Consider the following 15,252-nt stretch of genomic DNA (forward strand, 5'->3'; position numbering starts at 1 on the left):
TAAAGGCTTAACACAGCTCTTAAACTCGGTGTAATGGGTGTTTGCTTGGGGGGTGTGTTAAGTTGTGTATTTATATAAAAAACCATCAATACAGCCGATAAAAAAAGAATGAATAATTATAAAAATCTATACATATAAAGATATTTAACACACACATATCACAAAGCCCCTTATTATCGGTGTTAGGAGCTGTGTTAAAGGCTTAACACAGCTTAACACAGCTATGTTTAAAAGCTTTAAAAGTCCCTTTTTATCGTAATGTATAGTGTGCTACTATGATTAATACAACTAAGCCATTAAAAAAAGAGTTAAAGAGGTCTGTAAATCTCTAATGAATTTCGCTTTTTTTCATCTGTTTTCTCAAAAGTTAAAAACTTATTTTTTAGCTTTGGTAAAAACTCCCTTAATGCGTTACCTCCTAAAACTTCTATTCTGTTAAACTTTGCTCTTTCTAGTATTTTCTCTATAAGGTTTCTTTTGCTTATACCTGCCCTATTTTCGTTTAAAATCTCTTGTATAACCTCTATTGTGTCTAACTCTTTATCACTCATTGAATAATCATCATAATCAACGAATTCAAGGTTAAAAGTCATAGTGTCTAATATAAAAGCTTGATTTTTCTCTAGGTTCCTGCTCTTTATTGCCTTTAAAAGGATAAGCATTTTATCATCACTTAGCTTTTTAGATGATAAGTGATAAGAATAATCTACACTGTCATTAAATGCAGTTGCTCCCTTGTATAAGCCGTTATTTTCATCTTTGTTTAGTGGCTGTTTTGGTTGGTGGTGTAAAAATATAACATTAGCTCCATAATCTCTTAAAGTTTGTAAATCATCTAAATAAGGCTTTACCTTATAATCAGCACTTAAATCACCACTTATAAAGTTTCTAGCACTATCAAAGATAAAAAATGTATCATTATAAAAGTCGCTAGGTTTTTGCTCTAAGGGTTTAACAAAATCGCTTAATAGCCTATCTTTTTTAAATGGGTTTAACTTCTTTGAGTGTAAATATTTTATTTTATTATCGCTAAACCTTATAATTTTGTCTATTTTCCTTTTTTTAACAACTTGATTGCCATTGTCGGCATCTAGGTAATAAACCTTTTTAGCAATATTATTTTTTAACATATAAAGGGATAAAAATATCGAAAAATAGCTTTTTCCACTTCCAGCCTCTGCGTAAATCATTCCTAAGCTTTGATTAGTAATAAAGCCATTTATAAGCCAACTATCATCAAAGCCCTCTATTTCCTCGGGTGTAAGTGCAAAGTCATCAATATTATCAGGTGTTAGAGGTATATACTCTTTTTTTCTTTTATTGGCTAAAACGTTGATATTGTTGCTTTCTTTTGGTATAATAACGTTATCGCGTTTTATCATTTTGCTCCCTTTTTTGTCGGTCAAGGGGGCATTTTTATCATTGCTTACCTCATCGACTTCATCATCTTTATATGGGTCAAAAGAATTAATTTCATTTAAAAAATTATGATATTCCTTATTGGTATTACTTATTTTCATTTTTAAAGTCCTTTCCTTTTTTAATTAATATTTCTTTTATATTTTTTAAAAAATGGCGTGCATTTTCATATAAGAAGTTATCAAGGCTTAATAACATATCTCTTAAATCTTGTTTTATATCTTTTTCGTTTTGTGTTATGCCCATTAGCCTATAAAAAGAGAAGTTAAAGAAGTCTTTTAGCCTTTCACTTGCTTTATAATCAGCATTTAGGTCTAAAATCTCTTTTTTGTCATAATCCACTAAAAAAACAGCCGTTGCATTAGCTCCAAAGCTTTTAACTACTTCTTTAAAGGTGTTATTATCTACATAAGTGTTACTACTTTGTAAAACTATGTAGTTAAGTCCTAAAGAATGAAATATAAAGCTATCTATTGCGTGAAAACTGATAAAAATATAATCATCAGTTTTAAAGCAATGATGAGATATAAACTTCGTATCCATTGGGATATTTTTTATCTTATTGCCATTTTTAAACCTTATTTCTTTTGAAAACCACCACTTATCAACTCTGTATTTAAGTAGCCTTAAATGGTTATTTTCATCAGTAAATTTTAACTGCACTTCATTATTAAAAAAAGCAATGTATTTAATAAAAGCCTCTTTAAAGTGTAATAAACTTCCTTGAGTGTCTAAGTAAGTTATAAAGCTACTTCCTAAGTGAGTGTTTAGGAAGTCTTTTATTATCTTAGTTTCATCTTTATATTTAGCGTTTGGCATTATCAAAAGATTATTAGCCAATCCATTATCAAAGATAATTTTAAGAAAATCATTATTTCTACTTATAACCTCATCGACTTGTAAATTTGGTTCAAATTTTTCTTTTATAGGCTCTTTAATAGGCTTATTAAGCGATGAGGTTGCAAATGTGTTACTTGGTATAGCTCCCATACCTAAAAAGCCTTTTACATACTCTAAAGCCTCTTTAAAACTCATACCTCTATAATTCTGTAAGACATCAATAACATCACCACTAAAACTACCGTTAAAGTCTGTAATTAGTAGTCCATTCTTAGCAATTGAAGCACTTGGGTTTTTATCATCATCTCTAAGCCTAAAATTGCCTTTAGGAGGAATGTTAAAGCCTTGGCTGTTGAGTATAGCTATAACAATATCTCTGTTTAGCTGTTGCTTAATTTCGGCTATTGTTGGATAACTCATTATCATCCTCCAAAGCTTTGTTAATAATGGCTTCTAAACTATTTCTTACCTTTTTATTTTTATAAAGTTTTTTTAGCCCTCTTGTTGTAAAGTAAAAAGGGTCTTTATTGTAAGAGATAAAGCCTGTATCTGTTTTAAAGGCTACTTGTCTAACTTTAAAATCAATACCTAAAATTAGCTTATTAGTATCTATTCCTAAATCTTTTAAATTTGAAAAATCAATTAAAGGATAAGGGCTATTTATATAATCTCTATCTAAAGAGTTGTAATTTTTAATTAAAGCTTTAAGGGTCATTTTTCATCCTTTGAAATTGCTTTACTTTTTTGATGACTTAATAACCAACTATGAATTTGGTCTTTGTTATAAAGTATCTTTTTCCCTATTTTTACAAATGGTAAAGGGTTTTTACTATTTAACTGCGTTTTTCTCATCCTTAATTTTTCTTGATATGAAATAGCTAACCCTAATTCTTTTTCTAGCTCTGCAGGGGTAAGCCACTCGGTGCCTAAGCTCTCTTTGCTCGGTAAAGTTGTTAATTCTTGCATTTATTTATCCTATTTAAGTTATTTTGATAAACTTTCTAGCTAGTTTCGTTTATTCTGAGTGCATTTTAAAAAGAATTTTAAAAAACAGCAACGCAAAAGTGCTTGTGTTTAATGAGAAAAAAATATAAAATTTTTATTGTTGTGTGAGTTTAAAAGTCTTATTTTAAGGGGCTTTGCAATAAACACAAAGCCATTTGTGAAAGGTATCTATTTTATTTGAAAATATTTTTTTATTTTGTTTGCAAGCTCATTCCTTTCTATTGTGTTTACAATATCAACATTATAAATTTTTGCACTTTCTAACACTGAATTTTTAAAATTAGAAATAATATCGCTAATATTTTTATTATAATTTGTCTTAATATCGAAATTTTCTTTTTCTACAAAAGCACCTATTTTTTTAAAATAGTTATTTGCACTTTCATAAAATTCCATAAAAGATTTTTGCATTTTATTTTCTAAATTTTCGGTTTCTATTACAATATTACTAACTCCACCAATTGCAAATGTTAACAACTTCATAGCTTCTAAGTATTTTTCATATCTTATTAAATTTTCACTTTTAGAGTTATCATCAATAATATTTTTAATTTGTGTAATTTTTATAAAAAATAGTGCAAATTCTGAAACAACACAAAGGTATCCAATTTCATATTTTTTAAATCTAGTTAATGGTTCAAAATCACTAAAATTTAAATTTTCAGTGTTTCCATTTTTAATATCTATTTCCATTTTTCTAAATTCAGATAAAGCATTATTTAAAATATCATCAAATTTATCGTGCTCTACTGCCTTAATATACGTGTCTTCATCCTCTTTTATCCATATGTTTTCACTATTTATAATATCTTCGTAAAAAATAACCCTTTCTCTCTTACTTAAATTTTTTTTAACTTCTTTAAAAAAATCTAAAACTTGCTTGTCTGTTTCTTTATCTTTTTGTTCTTTTTGTTCGTAATTGTAAGCCATTTTTAACCACCTATTCCTAAATTCTCTAAATTGTTTAAATAATCACTATACCACTGCATAAGTTTTAGTTTTGTGTTAAATGTAGCCCTTTGTCGTTCGTATGCTTGTGTTATTTTGTTATTTTCTTTGTGTGCTAATACTTCCTCTATTGTTTTTTCACTTATCCCTAACCTGTAAAGAGTAGATAAATTCAAAGTGCAAGTTGTTTTAAAAGTAGCTCTAAATCCGTGCGGGGTAGCGACACCTTTATACTTTCCATTATTTAGCGTTCTTATAGCTTTGCTTAATGTATCTCTGTTTAAATACCCTGTTTTGGTTGTCATACTAGGGAAAACAAATTTATAATTTTGTGAGTAAATAAACTGCTCTTTTAGTATCTTTACAGATTCATCACTTAATGCAGTTGTATGGGATAATCTCATCTTCATATCAGTAGCTACAATATCCCACTTTTTGGCGTTTAAATCAATATCTTGCCATTTTGCACTTACAATATTAGCGGGTCTATTAGCCGTTAAAAGAAGTAAATAAATTGCTCTTTTAGTTTGTAAGTCCATTGCGTTATCATATTTCAAATCTTTTATAAAATCAGCTAATAAGTTTTTATCTATAATCGCACTATAACGAGTATCTATCCCTTTGTTCTTATTAAATTTATGTGAAGTTGGAAATTCATCTTCCAATTTAAAAGCGGGGTTGTAAGTCAAATACCTATCTTTAATGGCTAAATCAAAGATATTTTTTAAATCATTTATTATTCTATGTATTGTTTCAAGTCTTGTTGGTTGGTCTGTGTTGTGTTTATTAAAAAGTGGTCTTAACATATCGCTAAGTTTTGATGAGGTTATCTCTTTGCAGTCAAGCTTTGCTAAATTTGGTAAAGTATAAAGCTCGTGCCTACGCTTGATATTTTTTAAATATTCACTACTAACACTATCTGATTTAATTTTAATAAATCTATCATATAAACCCTTAAAAGAGTATTGGTCTTGGTTTGATAAAGCCTCTAAACTAAGCCCAATATTTAGCTTTTTGAGTAAATCAACCGCTTCTTTTCTAGCTTCATTAACACCATAAATTCCATCTCTAAACTCATTTATTTTTTTAGTTTTATCATTTTTTAACCTTAAAAAAAAGGTTTTTATTCCACTTGGATTTACCCAAATATAAAGCTCTTTAGGACTTCCAACAACTTTTTTATACTGCCTTAATTTTGGTTTTAACTCCCTTATGTTTTTATCGGTTAAATAAGTTTTTGTTACATTTGCCATAACTTTACCTTAAATTTATGATTTTTAAAAAAATATAAGAATTAGTTTTTATTTGCTTATAGTTAAGTAAAAAAAATTAGTAGCTAAACACTAATTTTAAAATCTCACTTCACGGGTATTTGCTAAACTCCCATAAAAAATTACTAACTACCTTAAAAACTACCTTAATAATTTAGAGTTTATTGTAACATAAAAAGAAGTAAAAAGAAGTAAAAAGAAGTTAAAACATTATTTTAACGGCTTATTGTTTCAACAAAAATAAATCAAAATAACTTAAGAAAACTTAAAATAAACTTACTTGGTGGAGGTGTGCGGTGTCGAACCGCAGTCCAAAAGCAAAAGACCAAAGTCTCTATACATGTTTAGCGAAAGTGAAATTTCGTTTAAGAAGGCCCACTTTCATTTTGCTAGCAGTTAAAATAACAACTAAGCAAAAAACCAAACTCTTAAACTAAGACAAGAATTTCATCTAAATGCTTGTCAAACATTTAAACTACACTATTTAAATGACTTGCTACTTTGCCTAAATAGTATCAGCAAATGCAAGGCTCAACTGAACTTACGCTACTTTAGCGTAAGCAGGAGCAAATTTAACGTTATTTGCGTTTAATTTTAATTTGAGCTTTTAACGCTTTGCTCAAAGCGACATGCAACCGTGACCGTTTAACTCCTGTCGAAGCCAAGTCACCCCCATTTAAATGTGCGTAATTCTACATAAAATACTACTTTTTGTCAAATTTTTATATTATTTTGGTAGAATATACATTTAATTTTAACAAAAAAAAGGGCAAAAATGAAAAAAACTATTATTTTATCTATTTTATTATCACTTAGTCTAAATGCAAGTGAAAAAACAAGAGATTATTTTAGTGAAGATTTAAATGTTGATGATGGGCATCAAGCATTTGTTGAAAACAAATATGAAAAATCAAAAGAAATTTGGACTAAACTTTGTAATGAAAACGATGGCAAAAGCTGTACAAATTTAGCATGGCTTTTAGATAATGGTTTAGGTGTAGAAGTTGATAAAGAAGAGGCTATAAGGCTTTACGAAAAAGGCTGTGAATTAGGCAGTGCCGAGGGTTGCTCGAACATAGCTACAATGTATTTTAAAGGTGAAGTTGTAGAAATGGACTTTGAAAAAGCTTTTAAATACTATGAAAAAGCTTGTGAGTTAAACCACCCTTTATCATGTGCGCAAGTTGGATATATGTATGAATTTGGCGATGGTGTAGAAACAAATATCCATAAAACTTTTGAATACTATGATAAATCATGCCAACTTGGATATGGTGAAGGATGTACAAATTTAGGAACTCTTTATGCCAATGGAAATGGTGTAAAAATCGATATTGAAAAAGCTGGTGAGTACTTTGCAAAAGGTTGTGACTTAGGACATGAGCAAGGTTGCAAATATGAAACACAACTAAAAGAGTTAAAGTTAAAGGGTGAAATTTAAAAGCAATGGACAGAATCGTCGAAATAGAAAAAGTAAATTTTGAAAAAGAGTATGAAGTAAGCCTAAGACCGCTAAATTTTGATGAATACATAGGCCAGGAAAAAATAAAACAAAATTTAAAAGTTTTTATAGGCGCTGCAAAAAAAAGAGCTGAGGTTTTGGATCATACTCTTTTTTATGGACCTCCAGGGCTTGGAAAAACAACATTGGCTCATATAATCTCAAATGAAATGAATGCAAATATAAAAATAACTGCCGCACCAATGATAGAAAAAGCTGGTGATTTGGCAGCTATTTTAACAAATTTAGAAGAAGGTGATGTTTTATTTATAGATGAAATTCACCGCCTAAGCTCGTCTATTGAAGAGATTTTATATCCTGCCATGGAAGATTTTAGACTTGATATTATAATTGGCTCAGGTCCTGCTGCACAAACTATCAAAATAGATATCCCAAAATTTACACTAATTGGCGCAACTACTAAAGCTGGTATGATTTCAGCTCCACTTAGAGATAGGTTTGGAATTTCTTTTAGACTTGAGTTTTACTCACCAGATGAGCTAGCTAGCATAACTCAAAAAGCTTCTTTAAAATTAAATAAAAGCATTGATAAAGATGCATCACTTGAAATAGCAAAAAGAAGTCGTGGAACTCCTAGAATAGCACTAAGGCTACTAAAAAGAATAAGAGACTTTGCTGATATAAATGATGAAGAAAACATATCATTAAATAGAGCAAAAACTTCACTGGATGAACTTGGAGTAAATGAACTTGGCTTTGATGAGCTTGATTTAAAATATTTGGGAATTTTATTTGAAGCAAATAAAAAACCACTTGGATTAAATACAATTTCAGCCGCATTAAGCGAAGATGAAGGAACTATTGAAGATGTAATAGAGCCATATTTGCTTGCAAATAGCTATATACAAAGAACAGCAAAAGGTAGAATTGCAACTTACAAAAGCTATGAAATGCTTAAAATTCCATACCAAAAAGGACTTTTTGATGAAGACGAGTAAATACTTTTTTGTAGGTTTTATACTTTTTTTATTTTGTTTTGTGATTTATCTTTTTAACGGTTTTTTGCTTACAATTGCTATTGGGATACTTTTAGCTGTTTCAACTGCAAATATTAATAGATTTTTCCTTAAACTAACAAATGATAAAACTCTACTCTCAGCAACCTCTACAACTCTTGTTTTAGCACTATTTTTTTTAGTGCCATTTATGTATGCAGTTATTGAACTTGCAAAATACGCATCAAATTTTGATATGAAAAATACATCTATTGTATTAAATTATATACAAAATTTTAATTTTCACTTGCCTGAAAAATTTGCATCTTTTGAACCAAAGATAAAAGAATTTATAGCCTCAATAAACATAAATTCCTTAGTAAAACAAGGCGCAACTTATCTTTCTACCATAGGCAAATCAAGTGCAAAATTTATTGTAGATATGGGTCTTATAATAGCATTTTACTTTTTTGCAAATTTATATGGAAAATCTCTTATGAATTTTTTAAAAGAAACTTTGCCAGTTGAGGCTTCACATATAGATTCAATCTCTCATGAAGTAGCAAATACAATGAGTGTTGTTTTATACTCAACCATAGCAACTGCTGTTTTACAAGGATTTTTATTTGGTGTTTTTCTATCATTTTATGGATATGATGGCTTTTTAATGGGAATTTTATATGCCTTTGCATCACTTGTGCCAATAGTTGGTGGAGCTTTGATATTTGTGCCAATTAGTATTTATGAATTAGCCAATGGCAATACACTAAATGCAATTATAATATTTTTATATTCAATCATTATGATAGCAACTATTGCTGATAACTTTATAAAACCATTAATAATTAGATTCATAAACTCAAAACTTGTAAGTAGCCCTGCTAATATAAATGAGCTTTTAATATTTTTTGCCATGCTTGCTGGACTCTCAACATTTGGCTTTTGGGGAATTATCCTAGGGCCTGCAATTGTAACACTATTTATTGCTTCATTAAATTCATACAGAATAATGACAAAAGAATTTGATAATTTAGACTAACTTTAAACTTGTGAAAATTTAATTATTTAATAGTTAAATTTTTACAGTTGTTAAATTTATAGCGTTATAAATTCTATTATTTATTAAAATATTATATAAATTTACTAACCAGTCTAAAATGATTATTTTTAAAATTTTAGTTTAAAAGTGTAAAAAAAGTAAATTTAGCAAGGAAAAAAACCTTGCTAAATTTTGTGTAGTAAATTTCTACTTCGCACTTGCCATTTTGCGGCGTATAAATGCTATTTGATTTTGTAATGGTAAGTGTTTAGGGCAAACATCCTCGCATCCTAGAAGCGACATACAGCCAAACACACCACTATCATCTCCGATTAACTCATAAAAGTCCTCATCGGTTCTTTCATCAAGTGGATCTTGGTGGAATCTTGCTATTCTATTTAGTCCTACAGCTCCTAAAAAGTCACTTCTCATGATGGCTGTTCCACAAGCTGCAACACAAAGCCCACACTCAACACATCTATCAAGCTCAAATGTTTTTTGAGCAAGTTCAGGATCAACTTTTTCTTCAAGTTTTGAGATATCAGTTTGTTTTGTAGTATGTATCCAGCTCTCAACTCTTTTATCCATATTTGCCATCCATTTTCCAGTATTTACGCTTAAATCTTTAATTAAGCTAAACACAGGAAGTGGCATAAGCTCAATTACTCCACTCTCATAATCTTTTGTTAGAGTTCTACAAGCAAGTTTTGGTTTGCCATTTACAAGCATACCACAGCTTCCACAAATTCCGGCTCTACAAACAAAGTCAAAACTTAAATCTGGGTCAAATTTCTCTCTTATTTGAGTTAGTGCCACAAACAAAGTCATACCTGAAGTTTCTTCAAGCTCATATGAAGCAAAATGTGGCTTTGAAATTTTACTTAAAGGATTATATTTTAATGCTTTTATAATTATTTTTCTACTCATTTCCAACTCCTACTCTTTCATTTGGTGCTTTAAATTTAGGCTGCAACTCATAATGCATTAACGCATCTTGAATTTCATATCTACTCTTTCCTTCTTCTTTCATTTTAGCAACTATTTCATCAACCTCTTTTTGTCTTTTTGCACTATCAGGGTGCTCAATGATATTTCCTTTTGCACCATAACCTCTAAATTTAGGAGGAATTTCCATTTTCATTATATCAAGCGGCTCATAAGTGATAGTTGGCATTGTATCGCCCTCTTTCCATGAAGCAAGGGTTCTTTTTAGCCAGTTTGCATCATCTCTTTTTGGATAATCTTCTCTATAGTGAGCTCCTCTACTTTCAGTTCTATCAAGCGCACCTTTTGCAACACAAAGTGAAAGTTTAAGCATCATAGGTGTTCTGTATGCATCTTCAAGCTCAGGATTTCCAAATAAAGCTTTATTTTCAACTTTTAAATCAAGTGATTTTTTATAAAGTTCTTCAAGTTCTTTTACAGCTTTTTCAAGTCCCTCACCTGTTCTAAAGATAGCAACATTTTCCCACATTACTTCTTTCATTTTATTTTTTATCTCATAAACGTTGTATTTGCCATCTTTTTCGACAAGACTTTTTAAATAATCTTCTTCTTTTTTTACAAATTTTTCAACATCTTTTGTGTTTATATCAATATCATGCTCTTTACAATAATCAGCAAAATAATCACCCACTATCATACCAGCTACAACTGTCTCAGCAACTGAGTTTCCACCAAGTCTATTAAATCCGTGCATATCCCAACAAGCTGCTTCTCCAGCACTAAATAGTCCTTTTAATGTAGGGCTTTCTCCAGTTGGTTTTGTTTTAATACCACCCATTGAATAGTGTTGCATTGGTAAAATTGGAGCCCAACCTTTTCCAATACCATTTTCATCTTTTTCAGTATCTGCTGGATCAATGCCATTGAAAGTTTCACAAATTTCTTGAACATCTCTTAGGTTTTTCTCTATATGCTCTCTTCCTAATATAGAAATATCTAGCCAAACATGATCACCATAAGGGCTTTTTACACCTTTTCCTTTTCTGATGTGTTCCATAATTCTTCTTGAAACAACATCACGGCTAGCAAGTTCTTTTTTCTCAGGCTCATAATCAGGCATAAAACGGTGTCCATCAACATCTCTTAAAATTCCACCATCACCTCTACAACCTTCGGTTAATAAAATTCCACTTGGAACAATTGGTGTTGGGTGAAACTGAACAGCTTCCATATTTCCAAGTTGTGCAACGCCTGTTTCAAGTGCTATTGCTACACCTATTCCTTCACAAATTGTAGCATTTGTAGTTTGTTTATAAATTCTTCCATAACCACCTGTTGCTATTAAAGTTCCTCTAGCAACATAGGCTTCTATTCTACCATCTATTAAATCTCTTACTATAGCACCATAACATCTATTATCTTTATGGATAAGTGCAATAGCTTCTTTTCTATCTCTTATATCAACGCCGTGTTTTGTACATTCATTCGCAACACCAAAAAGCATTGTATGTCCTGTAGCATCAGCTGTAAAACAGGTTCTCCATTTTTTAGTACCACCAAAATCTCTTGAGTGGATTAAGCCATGAACTTCATCTTTTTCAGTGATAGTTGTTTTTTGTGCGTTAATAATCGCATCTCTATCGCCTTTTGTTATTCTTGTCCAAGGAACACCCCAACTAGCTAGTTCTCTAATTGCTTTTGGTGCTGTTTGAGTAAACATCCTAGCAACTTGTTGATCACATCCCCAGTCGCTTCCTTTAACTGTATCTTCGAAATGCACATCTTCGTTATCGCCTTCGCTCATTTTTGAATTTGCTAAACTTGCTTGCATACCACCTTGTGCAGCAGCTGAGTGAGATCTTTTAACCGGACAAAGACTTAAAACTATTGTGCTATTTCCTTTTGCAGCAGTTGCCGCAGCAGCTCTAAGACCTGCTAAACCACCGCCAATTACTAAAGAATCGCAATATATTATTTTCATAAATTTCCCTTTCTTACTGAGCTATCCAAACAAAATCAGCTATTACTGAAAGCACAAATAAACAGCCCCAAACTATAAATATAATTTTTTTAACTTTTTGTCTATGAGCTATCATTTCCTCTTTTTTGGCACCATCAATACTTACCCACTTTACATAAAGTCTATAAACTCCAATGCCAGCATGAACTACAGTAAATAGTAAAAGTGCAAAATAAAATAGATGTAACTGACCAAATCTAAAAGCTGAAACCTCGGCTGTAATTTGTTCACCAAAAATAATAGTTATAAGATGCGCACTCGCAAAGAAAAATAATAAAAATCCTGTAATGAATTGAAACCACCATAAAGTAGTATCGCAGTGATTAAATCTAATTTTGTGAGCTCTAAATGCTCTAAAAGCCGCATAATTTTGCGGAAATTTTCTCATTGCTAAAAACGCATGTAGAACAAAAACACAAAAGATAAAAAAAGCAATTAAATTTGTAATTTGCCAAATTCCAAAAGGCTCAGCAAAACTTACAATGCCTTCAAAAACACCTTTACCGATGATGATAGAACCTGTAAAAAGCATGTGACAGATCATAAAAGCTGCCAAAATAAGTCCAGTGATACTTTGTAACTTATCTTGAAGTGCCGGAATACGGCTCTTTTTGCCATCAACGGATTTACCTAAAAATCCCTCAATCTTATTTACCATAAGAACTCCTTTACTAGTAAAATTTTAACTATGTTTCACTATTGTTTAATTATATCTTAAAATTTCTTTTTAATTGCTTAAATTTTTTTGATTGTTTGTTTATATTTTTTTAAACGATAATAATAAACAATTACACCTAAAATAAGCATTAAAAAAGATAAAATTTGCCCCATGCTAAAGCCTACAAATACACCAAGCTGGATATCTGGCTCTCTAAATATTTCACTTATAAATCTCATTAATGAATACAATATAACATAAATAGATATTAGCTCTCCATCAAATTTCTTATATTTTTTATAAAAAATTAAAATTATAAAAATTAAAATGCCTTCTAAAAAAGCTTCATAAAGTTGGCTTGGGTGACGCAAAGCTCCATCCACATAAATTCCCCATGGAACTTCTGTGACTTTACCAAAAAGCTCTTTGTTTAAAAAATTTCCAATTCTTCCAAAAACATAAGCTAGCGGAACACTTAAAGCCACCAAATCAAGCAAAAGCCATAAATTTTCTTTATACTTTTTACAAAAAATATAAGTAGAAATCACAAAGCCAATTAAAGCGCCATGATAACTCATGCCACTAATCCCTACAAATTCACCATTATAAAATGGGTTAAAAATTTCCCAAGGATGAGTTAAATAAAAAATTTGCTCATTTGAATAGATAAAAATATATCCAAGTCTTGCACCCAAAATAACACCTATTTCAACAAATATGAAATATTTATCAAGCACTTCATCGCTAAAAGGAAAATTACTTCTTTTTGCGAAATATTTAGCTAAAAAAAGTGCTAGTAATAGCGCTATAACATACATAAGTCCATACCAATGCACTTTTAGGCCAAAAATTTCAAATGCCACTGGATCAAAATGGCTATAAATTTCATTCCACCAATTCATATTTTTCCAATTTTTTAAATTTTAAGCCCTAAAGTAGTTTTTAACATATTTAAGTAATCTTCTAAAAACCAGCCAAGTGCTTTATAGTAATCACTTTTTGATTTTGTTTTTAAAATTTCACTTAAAGCTCTAAAACTTTCCATAAAATATTTTGTTAAATAAAGACCTAAAAAATTATGTGTTTTTTCTCCATCATCGCTTTTTAAAATTGCTGCTAAAAATGCAAGCATATTTGCAGCATGGCTTTCATCTAGCTCTTTAAAAGGTTTTTGATATCTTGCTTTTTCAAAAAACAAACTCATATCTGTTTTACTTATAAGGCAGTAATAATCCATTTTAAAAAACTTTTTTAAATTATCATAGTCTTTGCAAATTTCACCATAGTCTTCTTTTAAAGCTTTTTGCCAAATTTCATGAGCTGTTTTATTGGATACTGTTTCATTTTGTAAAATCCACTTAGGAGCCATTTTTTTAAAATTATCTTCGCTGATAACACCTTTAAAATTTGTAGCAAATATCACACAAATCATCGCATAAAGATCTCTTACTTTCATATTTTTCCTTTTAATTTTTAGCTTTTATCTCTTTTGCAAAAAGCAGTGAATTTACACCGTATTTTTCTCGTATAACTTGCACTGCCTTATCTATCTCAATATCACTTTGTTTTATCTCATTAAAAAGAGTTTTTTCTATATTTTTCTCTTCAACAAAACCACCAACTCCAACACTTATATAAATAATTGGCTTATTTATAAACTCATCACATCTTTGAAAAAGCTCATTCATAATTTTATGCAAAACACTTTCATAAAATTTAAACTTATAAGTTAGAGATCTAGTGATAGTAATTTTATCTAAATATTTTATTTTGAGTTCAAATTTAGTTGGATTTTGACCAAATTTATAGATATCAAAACACAAATATCTACAAAGAATTAAAATTCGCCTTTTAATCTCATCTCTACTACTTACAGCTTTAAAAGTCCTGCCATGCGAAAAACTCTTTCTTTTTGAGTTTGTTTCGACTATGTTTTTACCATTTCCTATAATGTTTTCATATAATTTTATACCATTTTTACCAAGTTTTTCAAAAATAAATTTAGACTCTTTTACATCTCCTAGAGTAAAGATACCATACTTATTAAGGCGCTTTAAAGCGCTTTTTCCAACACCAGGAAATTTAGAAATATCAATATTTTTTAAAGTCGTATCAAGTTCATCTTTTTTTATAAATTTTATACCAAATGGTTTTGCCAAATCAGTTGCAAGCTTAGCTATAAATTTTGCATCACTTATGCCAATACTTGATGGAAGTTCAAATTTATTTAAAATTTCATTTTGTAAAAATTTGGCAAATTTTAATGGATCTTTCATAGCATTTGTTCCACTTAAATCCAAAAAAAACTCATCAATACTAAATTGCTCGATATCTGGAGTAAATGTATATAAAAATTTATAAAGTTTTTTTGAAAGTTCTTTGTAAAAATGGTGATCTGATTTTACAACTATTAAATTTTTGCAAAGTATTTTAGCTTGTTTTAATACCATAGCAGACTTTACTCCATACTTTCTAGCCTCATAACTAGCACTTAAAACAACTGAATTGTTTATATCACCACTAGTTTCGCCAAAGTCTTCATTCAGCCCACCTCCAATAACAGCTACATTTTTACCAATTAAGCTTTTATCTTTTATCCTTGCAGCTGCTACAAAAAAGCAATCTAAATCAATGTGTAAAATCAAATTTA

15 protein-coding genes and 1 other RNA gene are annotated in these 15,252 nt (G+C 29.9%); 3 read left to right on the forward strand and 13 right to left on the reverse strand.

Going from position 1 to position 15,252, the window contains the following annotated elements; genetic code table 11:
* Positions 1 to 308: 308 nt before the first annotated feature.
* From HMPREF9309_RS06765 to ssrA, 7 genes are all read right to left on the reverse strand, one after another.
* Entirely contained in the window at positions 309 to 1,520 is a 1,212-nt protein-coding gene (locus HMPREF9309_RS06765) for an AAA family ATPase (RefSeq protein WP_016647185.1), read from the reverse strand.
* Positions 1,507 to 2,679, reverse strand: coding sequence for a hypothetical protein (locus HMPREF9309_RS08790; RefSeq protein ID WP_016647186.1), 1,173 nt, complete (start codon positions 2,677 to 2,679; stop codon positions 1,507 to 1,509). The genes HMPREF9309_RS06765 and HMPREF9309_RS08790 overlap by 14 nt, the downstream gene beginning before the upstream one ends.
* Positions 2,651 to 2,974: a hypothetical protein gene (locus HMPREF9309_RS06775; RefSeq protein ID WP_016647187.1), complete on the reverse strand. Its 324-nt coding sequence runs from the start codon at positions 2,972 to 2,974 to the stop codon at positions 2,651 to 2,653. Before HMPREF9309_RS06775 ends, HMPREF9309_RS08790 begins: the two co-directional genes overlap by 29 nt.
* Entirely contained in the window at positions 2,971 to 3,225 is a 255-nt protein-coding gene (locus HMPREF9309_RS06780; protein WP_016647188.1) for a MerR family transcriptional regulator, read from the reverse strand. Before HMPREF9309_RS06780 ends, HMPREF9309_RS06775 begins: the two co-directional genes overlap by 4 nt.
* A gap of 207 nt (positions 3,226 to 3,432) precedes the next feature.
* On the reverse strand, positions 3,433 to 4,194 hold the full coding sequence (locus HMPREF9309_RS06785; RefSeq protein WP_016647189.1) for a hypothetical protein: 762 nt from the start codon (positions 4,192 to 4,194) through the stop codon (positions 3,433 to 3,435).
* 2 nt (positions 4,195 to 4,196) lie between these two features.
* Positions 4,197 to 5,465, reverse strand: coding sequence for a tyrosine-type recombinase/integrase (locus HMPREF9309_RS06790; RefSeq protein WP_016647190.1), 1,269 nt, complete (start codon positions 5,463 to 5,465; stop codon positions 4,197 to 4,199).
* Positions 5,466 to 5,764: 299 nt separating this feature from the next.
* Positions 5,765 to 6,157, reverse strand: a transfer-messenger RNA (tmRNA) gene (gene ssrA, locus HMPREF9309_RS08845).
* A 101-nt stretch (positions 6,158 to 6,258) separates the two neighbouring features.
* On the opposite strand from ssrA, the gene HMPREF9309_RS06795 reads away from it, so the two are divergent.
* The 3 genes from HMPREF9309_RS06795 to HMPREF9309_RS06805 are packed head-to-tail and all read left to right on the forward strand — an operon-like array spanning position 6,259 to position 8,979.
* Positions 6,259 to 6,924, forward strand: a complete 666-nt coding sequence (locus tag HMPREF9309_RS06795) for a tetratricopeptide repeat protein (RefSeq protein ID WP_016647191.1) — start codon at positions 6,259 to 6,261, stop codon at positions 6,922 to 6,924.
* A gap of 5 nt (positions 6,925 to 6,929) precedes the next feature.
* Entirely contained in the window at positions 6,930 to 7,943 is a 1,014-nt protein-coding gene (gene ruvB, locus HMPREF9309_RS06800) for a Holliday junction branch migration DNA helicase RuvB (RefSeq protein ID WP_016647192.1), read from the forward strand.
* Positions 7,930 to 8,979, forward strand: coding sequence for an AI-2E family transporter (locus HMPREF9309_RS06805; RefSeq protein WP_016647193.1), 1,050 nt, complete (start codon positions 7,930 to 7,932; stop codon positions 8,977 to 8,979). Before ruvB ends, HMPREF9309_RS06805 begins: the two co-directional genes overlap by 14 nt.
* A gap of 207 nt (positions 8,980 to 9,186) precedes the next feature.
* Here the strand turns inward: HMPREF9309_RS06805 and HMPREF9309_RS06810 are convergent, their stop codons facing one another.
* The 6 genes from HMPREF9309_RS06810 to HMPREF9309_RS06835 form a co-directional block, all read right to left on the reverse strand.
* Complete coding sequence (locus HMPREF9309_RS06810) at positions 9,187 to 9,906, reverse strand: fumarate reductase iron-sulfur subunit (protein WP_016647194.1); 720 nt, start codon at positions 9,904 to 9,906, stop codon at positions 9,187 to 9,189.
* On the reverse strand, positions 9,899 to 11,905 hold the full coding sequence (locus HMPREF9309_RS06815; protein ID WP_016647195.1) for a fumarate reductase flavoprotein subunit: 2,007 nt from the start codon (positions 11,903 to 11,905) through the stop codon (positions 9,899 to 9,901). Before HMPREF9309_RS06815 ends, HMPREF9309_RS06810 begins: the two co-directional genes overlap by 8 nt.
* A gap of 13 nt (positions 11,906 to 11,918) precedes the next feature.
* Positions 11,919 to 12,602 (reverse strand): fumarate reductase cytochrome b subunit, encoded by a 684-nt coding sequence (locus HMPREF9309_RS06820; protein ID WP_016647196.1) that lies wholly within the window; start codon positions 12,600 to 12,602, stop codon positions 11,919 to 11,921.
* A gap of 77 nt (positions 12,603 to 12,679) precedes the next feature.
* Complete coding sequence (gene lgt / locus HMPREF9309_RS06825) at positions 12,680 to 13,504, reverse strand: prolipoprotein diacylglyceryl transferase (protein WP_016647197.1); 825 nt, start codon at positions 13,502 to 13,504, stop codon at positions 12,680 to 12,682.
* A 14-nt stretch (positions 13,505 to 13,518) separates the two neighbouring features.
* Positions 13,519 to 14,058 carry a hypothetical protein gene (locus tag HMPREF9309_RS06830; protein ID WP_016647198.1) on the reverse strand — a complete coding sequence of 180 codons (540 nt, stop codon included), beginning with the start codon at positions 14,056 to 14,058 and terminating at the stop codon, positions 13,519 to 13,521.
* Between the two features lie 10 nt (positions 14,059 to 14,068).
* Complete coding sequence (locus HMPREF9309_RS06835; RefSeq protein WP_016647199.1) at positions 14,069 to 15,247, reverse strand: Y-family DNA polymerase; 1,179 nt, start codon at positions 15,245 to 15,247, stop codon at positions 14,069 to 14,071.
* Between the last annotated feature and the right edge of the window lie 5 nt (positions 15,248 to 15,252).

This window comes from Campylobacter ureolyticus ACS-301-V-Sch3b, from assembly GCF_000413435.1.
Lineage (GTDB): Bacteria > Campylobacterota > Campylobacteria > Campylobacterales > Campylobacteraceae > Campylobacter_B > Campylobacter_B ureolyticus_A.

Excerpts from the sequence above, each read along its gene's own strand:
- HMPREF9309_RS06820 (WP_016647196.1), bottom strand. The coding sequence starts at position 12,602 with ATGGTAAATAAGATTGAGGGATTTTTAGGTAAATCCGTTGATGGCAAA.
- HMPREF9309_RS08790 (WP_016647186.1), bottom strand. The coding sequence starts at position 2,679 with ATGAGTTATCCAACAATAGCCGAAATTAAGCAACAGCTAAACAGAGAT.
- ruvB (WP_016647192.1), top strand. The coding sequence starts at position 6,930 with ATGGACAGAATCGTCGAAATAGAAAAAGTAAATTTTGAAAAAGAGTAT.
- HMPREF9309_RS06830 (WP_016647198.1), bottom strand. The coding sequence starts at position 14,058 with ATGAAAGTAAGAGATCTTTATGCGATGATTTGTGTGATATTTGCTACA.
- HMPREF9309_RS06780 (WP_016647188.1), bottom strand. The coding sequence starts at position 3,225 with ATGCAAGAATTAACAACTTTACCGAGCAAAGAGAGCTTAGGCACCGAG.
- HMPREF9309_RS06765 (WP_016647185.1), bottom strand. The coding sequence starts at position 1,520 with ATGAAAATAAGTAATACCAATAAGGAATATCATAATTTTTTAAATGAA.
- HMPREF9309_RS06810 (WP_016647194.1), bottom strand. The coding sequence starts at position 9,906 with ATGAGTAGAAAAATAATTATAAAAGCATTAAAATATAATCCTTTAAGT.
- HMPREF9309_RS06775 (WP_016647187.1), bottom strand. The coding sequence starts at position 2,974 with ATGACCCTTAAAGCTTTAATTAAAAATTACAACTCTTTAGATAGAGAT.
- HMPREF9309_RS06815 (WP_016647195.1), bottom strand. The coding sequence starts at position 11,905 with ATGAAAATAATATATTGCGATTCTTTAGTAATTGGCGGTGGTTTAGCA.
- lgt (WP_016647197.1), bottom strand. The coding sequence starts at position 13,504 with ATGAATTGGTGGAATGAAATTTATAGCCATTTTGATCCAGTGGCATTT.
- HMPREF9309_RS06785 (WP_016647189.1), bottom strand. The coding sequence starts at position 4,194 with ATGGCTTACAATTACGAACAAAAAGAACAAAAAGATAAAGAAACAGAC.
- HMPREF9309_RS06790 (WP_016647190.1), bottom strand. The coding sequence starts at position 5,465 with ATGGCAAATGTAACAAAAACTTATTTAACCGATAAAAACATAAGGGAG.
- HMPREF9309_RS06805 (WP_016647193.1), top strand. The coding sequence starts at position 7,930 with ATGAAGACGAGTAAATACTTTTTTGTAGGTTTTATACTTTTTTTATTT.
- HMPREF9309_RS06795 (WP_016647191.1), top strand. The coding sequence starts at position 6,259 with ATGAAAAAAACTATTATTTTATCTATTTTATTATCACTTAGTCTAAAT.